10 protein-coding genes are annotated in these 14,551 nt (G+C 38.9%); 3 read left to right on the top strand and 7 right to left on the bottom strand.

Annotation, left to right across the window (positions count from 1 at the left end; translation table 11 throughout):
* Positions 1–523 precede the first annotated feature (523 nt).
* On the top strand, positions 524–1,492 hold the full coding sequence (locus P0108_RS02090; protein ID WP_473730716.1) for a ParA family protein: 969 nt from the start codon (positions 524–526) through the stop codon (positions 1,490–1,492).
* The gene (locus P0108_RS02085) at positions 1,492–2,844 is read left to right on the top strand and encodes a ParB/RepB/Spo0J family partition protein (RefSeq protein ID WP_248893595.1); all 1,353 of its coding nucleotides are present in this window, start codon (positions 1,492–1,494) and stop codon (positions 2,842–2,844) included. Before P0108_RS02090 ends, P0108_RS02085 begins: the two co-directional genes overlap by 1 nt.
* Before the next feature lie 123 nt (positions 2,845–2,967).
* On the opposite strand, the gene trxB is transcribed toward P0108_RS02085, so the two are convergent.
* The 5 genes from trxB to P0108_RS02060 all read right to left on the bottom strand — a co-directional run bounded on the left by trxB (position 2,968) and on the right by P0108_RS02060 (position 11,273).
* On the bottom strand, positions 2,968–3,909 hold the full coding sequence (gene trxB / locus P0108_RS02080; RefSeq protein WP_064621503.1) for a thioredoxin-disulfide reductase: 942 nt from the start codon (positions 3,907–3,909) through the stop codon (positions 2,968–2,970).
* Between the two features lie 34 nt (positions 3,910–3,943).
* Entirely contained in the window at positions 3,944–6,163 is a 2,220-nt protein-coding gene (locus P0108_RS02075) for a protein kinase family protein (protein ID WP_033888539.1), read from the bottom strand.
* Positions 6,164–6,329: 166 nt separating this feature from the next.
* Positions 6,330–8,126, bottom strand: coding sequence for a murein biosynthesis integral membrane protein MurJ (gene murJ, locus P0108_RS02070; RefSeq protein ID WP_064621505.1), 1,797 nt, complete (start codon positions 8,124–8,126; stop codon positions 6,330–6,332).
* Complete coding sequence (locus tag P0108_RS02065; RefSeq protein ID WP_004110182.1) at positions 8,123–10,546, bottom strand: DUF6049 family protein; 2,424 nt, start codon at positions 10,544–10,546, stop codon at positions 8,123–8,125. Before P0108_RS02065 ends, murJ begins: the two co-directional genes overlap by 4 nt.
* Positions 10,497–11,273: an NUDIX hydrolase gene (locus P0108_RS02060; protein ID WP_004110180.1), complete on the bottom strand. Its 777-nt coding sequence runs from the start codon at positions 11,271–11,273 to the stop codon at positions 10,497–10,499. The genes P0108_RS02065 and P0108_RS02060 overlap by 50 nt, the downstream gene beginning before the upstream one ends.
* Positions 11,274–11,315: 42 nt before the next feature.
* On the opposite strand from P0108_RS02060, the gene P0108_RS02055 reads away from it, so the two are divergent.
* Positions 11,316–12,788, top strand: a complete 1,473-nt coding sequence (locus P0108_RS02055) for a CCA tRNA nucleotidyltransferase (protein ID WP_049762339.1) — start codon at positions 11,316–11,318, stop codon at positions 12,786–12,788.
* A gap of 57 nt (positions 12,789–12,845) precedes the next feature.
* On the opposite strand, the gene P0108_RS02050 is transcribed toward P0108_RS02055, so the two are convergent.
* Together P0108_RS02050 and rsmA are read right to left on the bottom strand one after the other, a co-directional pair.
* Complete coding sequence (locus tag P0108_RS02050; RefSeq protein ID WP_116431993.1) at positions 12,846–13,472, bottom strand: LytR C-terminal domain-containing protein; 627 nt, start codon at positions 13,470–13,472, stop codon at positions 12,846–12,848.
* Between the two features lie 125 nt (positions 13,473–13,597).
* The gene (gene rsmA / locus P0108_RS02045; RefSeq protein WP_116432053.1) at positions 13,598–14,500 is read right to left on the bottom strand and encodes a 16S rRNA (adenine(1518)-N(6)/adenine(1519)-N(6))-dimethyltransferase RsmA; all 903 of its coding nucleotides are present in this window, start codon (positions 14,498–14,500) and stop codon (positions 13,598–13,600) included.
* Between the last annotated feature and the right edge of the window lie 51 nt (positions 14,501–14,551).

Below are 14,551 nucleotides of genomic sequence, written 5' to 3'. Positions count from 1 at the left end.
CTATCTCCCACTATTAGTAAAACCGCTAGTGTTTTTGGTGTGGTAGGAGTGCCTGGTGTGACGTGCGCAGCAGCACGGATGCTAGTGTTCTCTATGCGATAAATATTCAACGTCCGCAGAGCAATACTGTTAAAGTTTGCTAATCAATAAATAATCGCCGTTTGCAAAGCATTACTGCAAAGCTTCATGTGCAACGTTTGCAAAGCATTGGTGCAAAGCTACAGAAACATACAAGCATCCAATCAATGCGAAAAATCGAAGAATCTCACCACATGAATATAAATTGTTCAATTAGGTTTTGGGGAGAGCGAGGCATTGATTGTTTCTATTTTGTAGTGTGCAGCAGCATTAACATTAGTGTTCTATGATTAGAAAAATATGTAGTTAGTTATGGAATAAGGTGTTGATGTTTCATGTGAAACATCAACAAATTTGTGCTTTTTATGTCCATGGAAACGACGAAACTTAAAACACGATATTTTTATTTTAAGAGTTTCGCATATTTAATTGGGGGTGATACGTCGTGGAATCAGCTGCTGAAACGATTCAACGAATTTTTGGAGATTCGAAATCCTCCCTAGGTATTGAATTGGCAGATTTGACATCTCGTTTTCATTCCATTGAACAAGCGAAATATCCTAAGCCTAAGCAAACGCGTTTTATTGCTGTTGCTAATCAAAAAGGTGGAGTAGGAAAAACAAGTTCTGCTGTAAATCTTGCTGCAGCTATGGCAGTAAGTGGATCAAAAGTACTTCTTATTGATATGGATCCACAAGGGAATGCGTCAACTGCATTAAATACTCCTCATGCTTCTGGTAATTTGTCGGTTTACGATGTTCTTGAAGGGCGAAAAAGTATCGCTGAAGTAAAACATGCTTGCCCAGATATTGAAGGACTTGATGTTGTGCCAGCATCCATTGATTTGAGTGGTGCTGAATTAGAGCTTGCAGATATGGATAATCGTAATAATCTGTTAAAGGATGCCTTGCAAGAATATCTTGATAATAGCAGCGAACATTACGATTATGTTTTTATTGATTGTCCTCCGTCGCTTGGCTTGTTAGTGATTAATGCCATGTGTGCAGCACGTGAAATGCTTATACCAATTCAAGCTGAGTATTATGCTCTTGAAGGTTTAGGACAGCTTATAAGAACTATTGGTTTAGTCCAGCAACATTACAATCCAATTTTAGTTGTTTCTACAATGCTTGTTACTATGTTTGACAAGCGAACTTTATTAGGCAGAGAAGTTTTCCAAGAAGTTAAAAAACATTATCCAAATATTGTGCTTGAGACTACGATTCCTCGTACTGTGAAAATACCTGAAGCGCCAAGTTTTAACCAAAGTGTTATTACTTATGATCCTCATGGATCAGGAGCGATTTCTTATCGCGAAGCTGCGTTAGAAATAGCGAAAAGGTCTAAGACAGTATTATCTGTTATTGCAGCAAAGCAAGATGCTAATCGACAAGAACAACAGGAGAATCAATGATGAGTGGAAATAAGTCTCGCCTGGGTAAAGGTTTAGGCGCTTTGTTCCCAGCTTTGCCTGGCGAGGATGCGCTTGCCGATGCATCTAATAATTTGCAATTTAATGTTTCACATGAAACAAAAAAATCCGAATCTGTGGATAGTCAATTAGAAGAACAAGCAAAAGTTTCACGTGAAACGTTACATAAAGATAATAATCAATCAAAAAATGTTTCACATGAAACAAAGGTCCCTAGTATGAGCAATTCAATTGCTCCTCACGCGGATAAGAATAATAACAAAATAAAGAATGTTTCACGTGAAACCGTGCCGTCAATTCATACTAACAAGCATTCTCATAAACGTTCAACTATGCCATCTCTTGGAGATGTCACTAGACCTATGGATTTCTTTTTTGGAGATTCAGCATCAACGACATTTATGTCGTCTAAGGCAAAAAATAGTGAAGAAACCGTTATTGGTGAAAAAAATAACGCTGCTGAAAAATCGAATAAAACCGCAAAAAATGAGCCTTTGAAGCCAGTAAAAGGTGGATATTTAGCTTATCTTAAGCCGTTAGATATTGTTCCTAATGCGCATCAACCTCGAACAATTTTTGATGAAGATGAGCTGCGAGAACTTGCGTCATCTATTAAAGAAGTCGGCGTTTTACAGCCTATAGTTGTGCGACCTATTGTTGATGCAGATAAAAATGATGAACAAATTGCACATTATGAACTTATTATGGGCGAGAGAAGATGGCGTGCTTCTCAGCTAGCTGAACTTGATACAGTTCCAGCGATTGTGCGCACAACTGCTGATGAAAATATGTTAAGAGATGCATTGCTTGAAAATCTTCATCGCGTTGCTCTTAATCCTCTTGAAGAAGCGGCAGCATATTCTCAGATGATAGATGATTTTGGTTTAACACAGATTCAGCTTTCTCAGTCTGTATCAAAATCACGTCCACAAATTGCTAATACTTTAAGACTTCTCAATCTTCCTGCTAGCGTGCAAAAACATGTCGCCTCAGGCGTGCTTTCTGCAGGTCACGCACGAGCACTACTTGGCTTGGAAAATCCAGAAGATATGGAAAGTCTAGCCAATCGTATTATTGCAGAAGGATTGTCAGTTCGTAGTACTGAAGAGATTGTTTCGTTGAAGAATGAAGATACATCTCATGGAGCAGTACGTACGCGTGTGCGTCGCAATAATCAGTGGTCTTCTTCGCCTGTGCGCAAGCAGCTTGAGGAGTATTTTGCTACCAAAGTTTCTATTAAGGGCACAGAAAATCATGGAAGAATCGAGATTGTCTTTTCTTCTCCTGAAGAAATGCAACGAATTATTGGTTTACTTGTTTCTAAAAAAGAATAGTAGTTTTAATAAAATACGTGTGACATTTGTCTACAATATAATAGCTTAGACTGTAATGTCACACGTAAATTTAATTGTATTTATGCTTTTACTTTTAGTAAGCCTTTGTGTAATGAGTAAGATTTAAGCGTATTTTTCGTTAAGATAAGTTTGAGCATCAAGAGCTGCTCTGCATCCCATTCCTGCTGCAGAAATTGCTTGACGATACATGTTGTCGACAACATCTCCCGCAGCAAAAACGCCTTCAACAGAAGTGCGAGTAGTTGCACCATCAACAACAATTGTTCCATCTTCATTAAGTTTTAATTGGTCGTTTAAGAACTTTGTTGCAGGAGTGTGACCAATTGCCACAAACAATCCAGCTGACTCAACTTCTTGAGTTTCTCCTGTAATAACATTGCGAACAGTAAGTGAAGTAGCTTCTACATCGTTGCCGTGCACTTCATCTACAACGCTATTTGTAATAAATTTGATTTTTTCGTTTTCTTTTGCTCTATCAACCATAATCTTTGAAGCGCGGAATTCATCTCTGCGGTGAATTAAAGTAACAGAAGAACCAAATCGTGTGAGGAACAATGCTTCTTCAAAAGCAGAATCTCCTCCACCAACTACAGTAATTGGTTTTCCTCGGAAGAAGAAGCCGTCGCAAGTTGCACAATAAGATACACCTCTGCCGGAGTACTCGAGTTCTCCCGGAACGCCCAATTTGCGCACTTGCGAGCCCGTAGAGACAATAACTGCGTCGAACTCATAAGTTATACCGTCATCGGTAGTAACGAGCTTTATAGCGCTTTTAAAGTCTACAGAAGTGACATCGTTCAGCAATATTTCTGCACCAAATTTTTCAGCTTGTTTTTGCATAGACTCCATTAAGTCAGGGCCTAAAATACCTTCTGGGAATCCTGGATAATTCTCTACTTCCGTTGTGTTCATCAATTGACCGCCTGGAGTAAGAGCTCCAGCAATAACAAGTGGTTTGTACCCAGCGCGACCCAAATATATTGCAGCAGTGTATCCTGCAGGTCCGGATCCAATTATGATAACTTTTCGAAGTTTATTTTCCATTACTTATTTCCTTAAAAGCACTTATTTAAGAGATTCAATACAGTTTTACAGAATTGATGTACAAACTGTTCTTAGGCATGCTATCTTTTGGAACCCATAGCATGAAATCTTGAGATTTTACAATCTTCTTAAGTTTTACATCTGTTGTTCCGCTTTCATCGAATGTAAATTCTGCTACTTGAGTTCCCTTAGTTGGATCATCCTTAGTATCTGCCAACAAATATGCGTGACCTCCAGAGGAACGTATCGAAACAACGAAGCGATACACAGTTTGTGGTTCGGTTAAGTGAATATAGTATCCATATCCAGCTTGATTAGCCGGGAAGCTTAAGAATTGATAACGATCAGCTTCGTAAGCAACGTTATTAGTAGGAATTTTAGGCTTAGGCACAGGTTTTACTTGCTTACGACCCATATTTTTCTTAACAGGTTGTTTTTCTTGAGGAAGAATACCTTGGCTACCAAACGGAACATTTTCTAGACTAGTGCTATCCCATGAGCCGTTGTTTCCGAAGCTACCTGTGCTTTCATGATTGCCAAATAAACCATGTAATGCCAAAGCTAATCCAGCTACAAGGAGTAACGAAACAGCCCCGATAACAATAACTTTGGTTGAAAGACCCCACCAAATCTTAGCATCTGCAATAGTGTTGTTATTTTGTGTATTCTGCTTTTGTTTGTGCAAATTAGCAGTTTGTTCCAGAGGCTGGAAGCTTGGCGGCAAAGAAAGTGCTCCATTTTCTTGGATATCGTCGTTTTGGTCATTGTTTATTTCGTCTCTAAGTGCTCTTGCTGATTCCTCTCCAGGAGCTACAAATCTTCCGTGAGAATCAACAACAGGAACGCGACCAGTAGCTTCGCCTTCTGAAGTTAAGTTTTGTGGTCTTGAGATTAATTCTGTGTGTTGATTATTTTCAGTAAGAAGATGCCCAAAATCAAAACTACTAACTACGCCTGTTTCGCTAATAGTATTTTTGGAAGTTTGATTTCTTGTATTTTCAACGTGATCAAAAATATTTTTAGACGTAGCAGTATCGGGAAAATGTTTATATGAAGCAGACAATGTTGGGAAAAGAGCATCGTCTGTATCAAGTTCTGTAGGAGCGAGAATGCTAGCCATTTCTGCTGCTGCAATATCATGAAAATCTATATCTGTATTAGTGTTAGTTTCGTCACTAAAACTATTGTTACCAATGCCTTCAGAATCTGAGTTAGTATTGCTTCTTTTAAGAAGAGATCCCAATGTTCTTCCAGCATTTTTGAAGCTATCACTTAACTTAGCGGATCCATTTGTATTATTTGAAATAGTGTTGGCTGAATTAGTTGAAGAAAAATCGTTAGAATCCTGATTATTTCTTTGCATTAATTGTGCATCAAATTCTTCTTCACTTTGTGAAAGACCTTCAGGCAAAGGTAGTATACAATCATCTTTTGCTTCGCGAAGTCGAACATTGCTAATAGAAGCAACACTTGTTTTACCATCAAGCACAATATCTCTTGTTGTGAGCTTCGATAAAGGCGTGTATGAACCTAATAATGCTACTAATTCTGCAATAGACGCCATAGGTATTACGTTGTTATTTTTATTTGAAGCTAGGCTTCTTGTGCAAATCATCCTAAATTCTGAAGGAGTATTATCTGGCAAAAGAGACGCATCAAAACGAGCTTGTATTCGAGAAGAAGTTCTAGTAATCAAAGTGTATAACAATGATGCAAGTTGCTTAGTTGCAATATGTTCAACATTTTGCCTTGGAATTTGATCATCATCTTTTTGAGTCACATCTTCCAAAAGAGGACTTACTGGAGTATCTGCTAACTCAATTCCTGAAGAACTTATGCGAACAGTGTCACTAGAAACAGCGTGGTGAGTAATATTGCTAGCAAGTAATCTGCTTAAAGCTTGTGCAGTTTCTGCAACAATAGTTCTTATTGCTTCGTAGCTTAAAGGTGCTTTTTTAAGAGCCAAATAATCATTGATAGTAATACCGCGATCTAAAGCTGTAACAATAATTGCAACAGAATCATGATGCCGTAATTGAAGTACTTGCGTAAACTTGCGGCTATGCGATAAAGCCAAGGTTGATGCAATTGTATTTACTTGCGGCAAAAAACGTGAATCTCGTACAATAAAAAGCTGGCAATCCTGCGTAAGTATGCGGTCATTGGCTTGCCATACTTGCAAGCCTGCTTCGTTGCGCAAAAGCGATACTAGTACGTATCGATTTAGTACAATATCTCCTAACCGAGGTTCCATTTGTTCCTCATCTTCCTACGCATGTGCAATAAGTAACTTAACATTTTTTACTAACACATAATTGTACTGGTGAGCCGTCATGTTATGTACAGCATTTTGCTGTTATTGAAATAATTTCCCAAATAATCACATATTTTAAGGAAAAGCTCAATATGAAACTACGCTCTTAGAAGTTTTTGCTGTTAGAAGAATCATGATATTTTGCATCGGATTGTATTCTACGCGGAATTCTAAGATTTTTCTGTTCGTGCTGTGATTGACTTTTTGCAGTTTCTTCAAAAATTTTAGCAAGAGGAGCAAGAGCAGGAATCTTTTGGGCAAGCTTACTAATTATTGGGGCAGACAAATCTACAAGTTCTCTGGTCTTCAAAAGTAAGAGTGCTGACAGATAAACAACAGCAATAATAATTGTTGTTATTGCGCAAATAAGTATTGCGTATACCCACCTTAATATTCCATGCATATGTGGGGAATTGAAGTTTAAAACATGCAATAGCGGTTTACTCACTAAGAGACCAACAACAATAGATACTATTGAAGCAATAGTAATTTTTATATGCGTAATTGCAAGATTTCGATCATCTAAGTCATTGTTGAAACGATTTCGAAGCATATGAACAAGTGATGGGAAAGTCAAGAAGTAGCTTATTGAAACTGATGAGCCTAAAGCTGTAACCCAATAAGTAGGTGGCAGTACATTAATGCAACATACAAAGGCAAAAAGCTCAGTAAGAAGTTGCGCTGCTGCGAAAATAAAAGGACTTTTACCGTCTTCAAAAGCAAAGAATGTGCGTTGAATAATCAAATAGCTACTAGTTAAAGGCAAGCCAAAAGCTAGCATCATTAGAGGTGCAGACATAAGGTTTGCTTCTTGAACACTTATTGATGGTATTAAAGCTAACGAAATAGGTGTCGGAATAACAATAAAAATGACTGTAAAGAAGCACATAATTATGCTTACATGCCTGAGTGCTTCACTTAAATCATTGCGCGCGCTATGTAAATCGTGAGATGCAATGGAGCGTGAAATTTTAGGGAAAATTGCTGTTGCAACAGATACTGCAACTAAAGAGTAGGGCAATAGGAACATTGTGTAAGCGTTTTGATAAGTAGCATTACCTGCTACTTCAAACTGATCTAATCCTAAACGTTTTTCGGCAACAAATGGGACGCTTGTTGTTATATGCGTAGTAATCATTACAACTATTTGTGTAACAATAACAATGCCCATGCTCCATGCAGCAACAGGGCCCATTGATCTTAAACCGATATCTCGTATACCAAAACTTGGCTTGTAGTGTATTCCGCATTTTATAAGAGGTAGGAATAACACTAAGGCTTGTGCTGCTACGCCAATAGTCCAGAATCCTGCAGTGAGCAAAAGAGTATTGCCATTCCAAAAACTTAGTGGCATCCTATTTGCTTTACCAAAGATGATGATAAAAACGCCAAAGCCTAGGCAACTAATAATATTTGCTGCAACTGAACTCCACGCGTACATGGCAAAATGCTCTTTTGCTGCCAAAACTTGCCCAAGTACTGTATAAATACCGTAAAAGAAAATTTGAGGCATGCACCATAAAGTAAATGAACATGTTAATGTTTGCATTTCGGCGCTTCCGCCGGCGTATAGCATAGTGAGCACAGGCGTTGCTATAGACATAAGAACTGTTAGCGCGAGAAGCAGAAGAATTGCAAATGTAATAAGTTTATTTAAGCGTTCCTCGGCATTTTTCTTTTCGAGAGTGCGAACAATTTGCGGTACTAATACAGCGTTGAAAATTCCACCTGAAACAAGCGTATATATTAGCTGTGGAATCATAGATCCAGCTTGATATGCGTTTGCTGCTAAACCTGTTGTTCCAAGGGCTGCTGCTAATAAGATAGTACGTATTTGACCTGTAATGCGTGATGCGGCTGTTCCGCTAGCCATAATTACAGAATTTCGACCTACTGAACTCATTCGTCTGGATCCTTCTTACGGTGGAATTGCCTCCAAAGGCCAAGAAGACCAAGAATGAAAGCAAATACTATAATAATCGTACCGCTTTTATCACTAATTTGCAGTGTACTAGTAATAAGTGTGCTTTGTTCTTTTGCAAATACGCGATGCTGATTGTCTTCAAGCACAAAAGTAGCTTTTGTGTGAATTGATGTAGTGATTCTCAGTGGTAAAGTTACTTGAGTTTCGCTATTAGCTGGAATTTTTACTAAAGTTTTACGGCGTGTAACAATTTCCATAGCATGAGTATTTGCAGATAAATACACTTGCACAGGGTAAGAGTATGTGTTGCTTATCGTAATAGGCATGCTTGCTGTTTCGCTTACGGCAGTAATATCATGCGGTGGGATTATGTGAATGCCATTCATCAGTGTATTTGCAAAAGTCTTAGCAGTATTTTTACTTATACAAGACTTGTTATTTTTCTTGCTGTGTGCAGTAGTTTTGGCTGAATCTTGCTGCTCGATCGTATTATTGGTAAATTCGTGCAAAGAAATATCGTCGTATAAGCGTAATAAATACTTTTCTAAGTCTTTTATGTTAATAAGTTTTTTTGTTTTGGCTGTTTGTTTTGCAAGTGCTTGAGCGTCACCCTCAGTATTATGAGGATGCTTAGCGGAACTATAGTCGAGAATATTCTTAGTAAAACGTAAAACGTCTTTCCTTGAATGTGACAAATCGTTTAGGCAAGAGCGTCGTTTTTCAGTAATATTCTCGCTTATAGAGCTGTTGCGAGATATTTCACGCATTATGGAATTTTTCTTCCAGTCAGGCAAGGCATTTTGCTTCGTATTTGCCATTGTTTGCAAGTCGCTTAACGACAGCCAAGGAGATTGTTCTAATGCGTTCATAACAGCATCAATATTTGAATTAGATGCATTATTCGAAAAAGTAATGAGAATATGTCTATCAACATACGGCTGTTCCATTTGGTAGAACGCGCTTTGTGCCACTAAACGATTAATGCGCCCAGCCTGAGTTCGTTCGCTTGTTGCGTTATCGCTTGTAGGCTTTCCGTTTGCCAGAAGAGTAAGCACTGATTGAGGTGACAAAACTCGCACATTCCCTGCAGGCGTATCTATATCGTATATGCCATTTCTAACAGCAAACTGTGAAGCATTATTGTCAAATTCGTCTGTTGCAATAACAGTTTCATATCCATTACGTTTTGCTTGCTCTAGTGCATGAATAGTCCATTTGCCGTATGTTTGCCATGCATAAGCTTTATTTAAATTATGATTAGTTGAGTCTGTTTGTTTTGAATTATTTGCTTTAGTAATATTTTTCTGCGATTGCGAATTTTTTGCAGACCATTTTTCTTTAGTAATTCCTGCCGATTTATACAAATCGTCATTATTGTCATCTGCATAAGCACTGATATCAAAACCAGATTGTTGCATATAAGCGCTTGGTTTGAGTGTTAAATGCGATGCTTGTATTGTGCTTAAATCTGCGATTGTTTGTAATTTTGAGTGTTTATTTGCTAAATCAGCTTTCCCAATAATGTTGTGAATACTATCTTTGTCTGCTCTAAGTAACGTTTCTAAATGATCGCTAGGTTGAATGTTATTAGCTTTAAAATTGCGTAAATCGTTTTGTGTACGAATTAATATTGGCATGAGCGCAGTAAGTTTCATCGCTGGTAAGTTAGCTGAGTGCATGCCAATATTTGCTCTTGTCAAAAAAGAATGTATCGATTTGTATTTTGAATAATCTTGTGAGAAATACGTAATTTTTAATGGTTTGGGACCCCAATTCAGGATGGAACGTAATTCTTGTTTATCTGCAGGTATGTTAAAGCTAAGAGTGCACGTGTGACCGGAAGCTAAACTTGGAGTTTTTACGGAATCTAAAATTTGAGGAGTTGGTATAAGAGATTCCTCTTGCGACCAATTTTGCACGTCCGTGCGCGAAACAAAAGTGTAATTGGAATTTATAGAAAGTTGTAAAGTGCCTTCTGGAAGTGCCGTTTTTACGGCTTTTAGTGTTGCAGTAAGGTGGTATCCGCTTTTATCTGTTACTACAGGCGTTGCTTGAGTTATATCTATTTCAATGCCCTTGCTATGCGGATTTTCATACGTAGATTGTTTTTTATTTTGTCTTGTAGAAGTTTTGTCAGATAAATCTGCTTTTTTCGTGTTTGCATATGCGTAATTTGCTAATCCTGCATATTTTGCTGTTGGAAAAGCAAAAATTGTTGCAAATACTACGAATAATATAAAAATAAAACGTGCAGAAATTAAGCAAGTATGTAACGTAATTCGTAATAAAGAAAATACGTATGAAAGTGCCTTCTGCTTTAGAACAGTAGACGCATTTGTGGTCTGATGTTTACGCGTGAGTTTCTTCACTGTTAGACCGCCTATGTGCTTTTTTGGCATAAAGCCATGCAATTTTACGTTCATTTGGATAGCTTAGTATTGCATTAAGTTCTTTAAAATTCACCCATATTGCATCTTCTGCTTCGTGATCGGGATCTCCTAATACAGATAAGTCGCCACTTACGTAACGTAACGCAAAATGGTGCACTAGCTTGTGTACTCTATGCGTTGTGCCTGTAAACCAATAGTCGATTGTGGCAATCGAATCTACTACTTCGCCAACTATACCCGTTTCCTCATGAATTTCGCGAACTGCTGTTTCTTGGGGTGTTTCACCTTTTTCTATATGTCCTTTTGGTAGACACCATTCAAGGTGTCCGCTTCTTGAATGACGAGCAATAATTGCGACACGCCCGAGAGAGTCAAATACTAAACCGCCTGCGGAATATTCTCGAATAATTGGCAAGTCTTGCGCATCTAAAGAAGCAAAAGTTGTAGGAGTATCTGCCTGTCTGCGTGGTGGCATAAGTGCTGGAGATACGCCTGAGAAAGAAGATGTTTTTTGAAGATTATCTTCCGGTGATCCTGAGTCTTGTGCAGTGCTGTCATCCTTAGAAAACAGCGGAATATCAACAACATTTTGTTCTTCACAACTGTCTTGCTGGCAAGACTTTTTTCTATGCATTTTAGCTAAATCAAGTGGCGTAATAACAGGAGCAGCTTGATTTTGGGCATGATTATCCGCAAGCTTGGCGAGCGTACGTCGTAAGTCTGCAGGAGTAATCATATAGTCAACATTACTCAATCCGCTGTGCATTGGGGTAACGGTATGCTGGAATATAGATTGATTTTTGCTGAAAGGGTGTCGGTAAGGGTGACTGAGAACTTCGAAGTTTGGCCTGAAGCTATAGAGTTGGGGCGACTTTTTGCTGAGCGTCATTATGAACTTGCATTAGTTGGTGGTCCTGTGAGAGATATGCTACTGCATCGCGTGTCGCATGATCTTGATTTTTGTACATCAGCTCGACCCGAAGAGTTTGAACCTATTTTGCGTCGTTGGGGACATGATGGTTTTTGGGATATGGGTCGCAAATTTGGCACGTTGGGAGCTATGCGTCGACGTGCTGATGGTACAGAAGTAAAAGTTGAAATTACTACATACCGTTCTGATGTGTACGATCCAGATTCTCGTAAACCTGAAGTGCAATATGGCGATACTTTAGAAGGTGATCTTTCTAGGCGTGATTTTACTGTCAACGCAATGGCGTTGCGCGTGCCAGATTTACAGTTTGTAGATCCTTTTGGCGGTGCTAGTGATTTAGCTAAAGGCGTGTTGCGAACCCCGGTTGATCCTCGTCAATCTTTTGATGACGATCCTTTGCGTATGATGCGTGCAGTTCGTTTTGTTGCGCAACTTGGGTTTAGTATCGAAGCAAATACTGCTGAAGCGATTGTGGACATGGCAGATAGGTTAGATATTGTTTCTGCTGAAAGAATTCGCGACGAAATTACTAAAATGTTACTTTCGGACAGACCTCGTAAAGGATTAGAAGCTCTTGTTGAATCTGGTATAGCTCAGCGTGTTCTTCCGGAGATTCCAGCTTTACAGCTTGAAATTGACGAGCATCATCGTCATAAGGACGTTTTTGAACACACAATGATGGTTCTTGAGCGCGCTATAGCTTTGGAAACAGATCAGGAAGGTCCAGTGCCGTCTCCAGATTTAACGTTGCGTCTAGCTGCTTTATTGCATGATATTGGGAAGCCAAAAACTCGAAAATTTGAAGATGGAGGGAAAGTTAGTTTCCACCACCATGATGTTGTTGGCGCAAAAATGACTCGTAAACGTTTGAAAGCACTGCATTTTGATCATCATCTTATCGAAGATGTTACTGAATTAGTGAATTTGCATTTGCGTTTTCATGGGTATGTTGATGAACCGTGGACTGATTCTGCAGTTCGTCGTTACGTAAAAGATTCAGGACATCTGTATGAGCGGTTGAACCGACTTACTAGAGCAGATGCAACCACTCAGAATCGTCGCAAATCGTTAATGTTTGAGCATGCGATGGACGAGATGGAAGAGCGCGTAAAGGAGCTTAAAAAGCAGGAAGATTTTAACGCTATTAGACCTGATGTAGACGGTAATGAAATAATGCAATTATTGCATTTGCAACCAGGTCCAACAGTTGGTGAGGCTTATAAGCATATGCTTGATTACCGTCTCGATAATGGTCCGGTAGACCATGATATTGCTGTAGAAGAATTACAGCGATGGTATGAGGAAACGTACAAAAAGTAAAAGTTTCTTCACTTAAATAAAGAGTAGCAGTATAAAATATTTTACTGCTACTCTTTTTTATTTAACTTCCTTATGCTGATCTGCCTTAGGAATGTTTTTCATAAGATCAGCTCTTATACATCCTTGCACTTCATGTATTGTTGCGCCTGCTGCTGGAACATCTACTTTAGGGCGAAGATTATTAAAAGTAGAGCCAAGCACAATATCGACGAGCTTATCTTTTCTATCATCCATTCGCATAATTGCATCGGTAAAATTAGCGTTTACTGTATAAGCTTCATTAATAGCGTTTTTTCCAAAGTAAATGATTGTTCGTTTAATGTTACTGGATTTGTTATTGTTAACTTCTGTTAAGTTAAATCCGCGAGCGTTTAAAGCTTCGCCAACCGCGCGAGCAAGACCGCGGAACTTTGTGCCGTTGAGAACTCTGATTGCTACAGATCTATTATCTACGTAAGGGGCTTTGGCTCCTTCTTTTCCTATTATTGCGCATGGAGCTGGAACGCCGTAATTTGGGTTATCTTTTGGAGCACGCACAGAATTTATGCCAAAAGCGTGGAATTGCACAAGTAAAGCAAATATAAAAGTGACGCCCAAGCCTACGCCCACTGTAGTGAGTACAGATCTTTTTCTTTGATACATGAAAGCTTTACGAGCAATACGTTCGTCGTATTCTTGCGTCATGTTCACTTCCGATCTGTGGTTTGTAACTTTGTTAGCAGCAAGTTTACACAAGCTGCAGAATATACGTAATATTTCATTGCGTAATATTTTATTTTGCATATTTATTCAACGAATAAATATGCGTTTTATTTATAATTTTTACAATCTTTGCATGCGCGATATAAAGCAATAAATTCATCGCAAGTAAGCGTCTCGCCGCGTCTAGTTGGGTCAATTCCAGAATTTTTATATGCTTCTTCTGGAACTTGATTTTTAAGAGCTGCGTGCAATGTCTTACGTCGTTGCTGGAAGGCGGCATCAATGAAAGCGAATACTCCCTCACGTTCATTATTGTCACCTTTGCCTGTGCAATTGCGAGTAAAAGAAACTAATGCTGAATCAACGTTTGGCGATGGCCAAAATACATTACGACCGATAAGCCCTGCGCGTTGGGCTTTGCCGTACCACGCCAACTTAACACTTGGTGTGCCATATACTTTATTCCCAGGTTGTGCGCATAAACGATCTGCTACCTCTTTTTGAACCATAACTAGAAAATTCTGTAAGTTACTAAATTTTTCTAGCAAAGTAAGAATAATAGGCGTCGCAACATTGTATGGCAGGTTTGCAACAAGAGTAAATTGTTTAGCCTGCGCAATCTGTGGAACATCATCGGCATTTACTGTCAAAGCGTCTTTTAGAATGACGTTAAATTTTTGCATTGATTGAGGCATAAATTCTTCTACAGTATGCGGCAATCGTCGAGCTAGCGGAGGGTCTATTTCTACTGCAGTAAGCTGTGCTCCTGTTTGCAATATTGCAAGAGTAAGAGAACCAAGACCAGGCCCTACTTCCATAACGATATCGCCAGATTTAACTTCAGCTGCCGCTACTATTTTTCGCACTGTACCAGGATCAATAACGAAATTTTGACCAAACTTTTTGGTAGGAGTAATGCCTTCCTCGGCAGCAATACGTCTAATATCTGCTGCACCTAAAAGCTGACCTTCATTTTCAATGCTGATTTCTGTCAAAGTTTTACCGTCCAAATTTCGTAACAATTAATCCGTTGCGCCAAAGTGCGTTAAAACACGCTGCTG

The organism is Gardnerella sp. c10Ua_244 (genome assembly GCF_055818055.1).
The sequence above is the reverse complement of the archived record's forward strand: the minus strand, read 5'-3'. Positions and strand labels throughout refer to the sequence as shown.

What these genes read in the sequence shown, in the direction of transcription:
- P0108_RS02075 (WP_033888539.1), bottom strand. Translation starts at nt 6,163, where the DNA reads ATGGAACCTCGGTTAGGAGATATTGTACTAAATCGATACGTACTAGTA.
- murJ (WP_064621505.1), bottom strand. Translation starts at nt 8,126, where the DNA reads ATGAGTTCAGTAGGTCGAAATTCTGTAATTATGGCTAGCGGAACAGCC.
- trxB (WP_064621503.1), bottom strand. Translation starts at nt 3,909, where the DNA reads ATGGAAAATAAACTTCGAAAAGTTATCATAATTGGATCCGGACCTGCA.
- P0108_RS02085 (WP_248893595.1), top strand. Translation starts at nt 1,492, where the DNA reads ATGAGTGGAAATAAGTCTCGCCTGGGTAAAGGTTTAGGCGCTTTGTTC.
- P0108_RS02060 (WP_004110180.1), bottom strand. Translation starts at nt 11,273, where the DNA reads ATGATTACTCCTGCAGACTTACGACGTACGCTCGCCAAGCTTGCGGAT.
- P0108_RS02050 (WP_116431993.1), bottom strand. Translation starts at nt 13,472, where the DNA reads ATGACGCAAGAATACGACGAACGTATTGCTCGTAAAGCTTTCATGTAT.
- P0108_RS02065 (WP_004110182.1), bottom strand. Translation starts at nt 10,546, where the DNA reads ATGCCAAAAAAGCACATAGGCGGTCTAACAGTGAAGAAACTCACGCGT.
- P0108_RS02055 (WP_049762339.1), top strand. Translation starts at nt 11,316, where the DNA reads ATGCTGGAATATAGATTGATTTTTGCTGAAAGGGTGTCGGTAAGGGTG.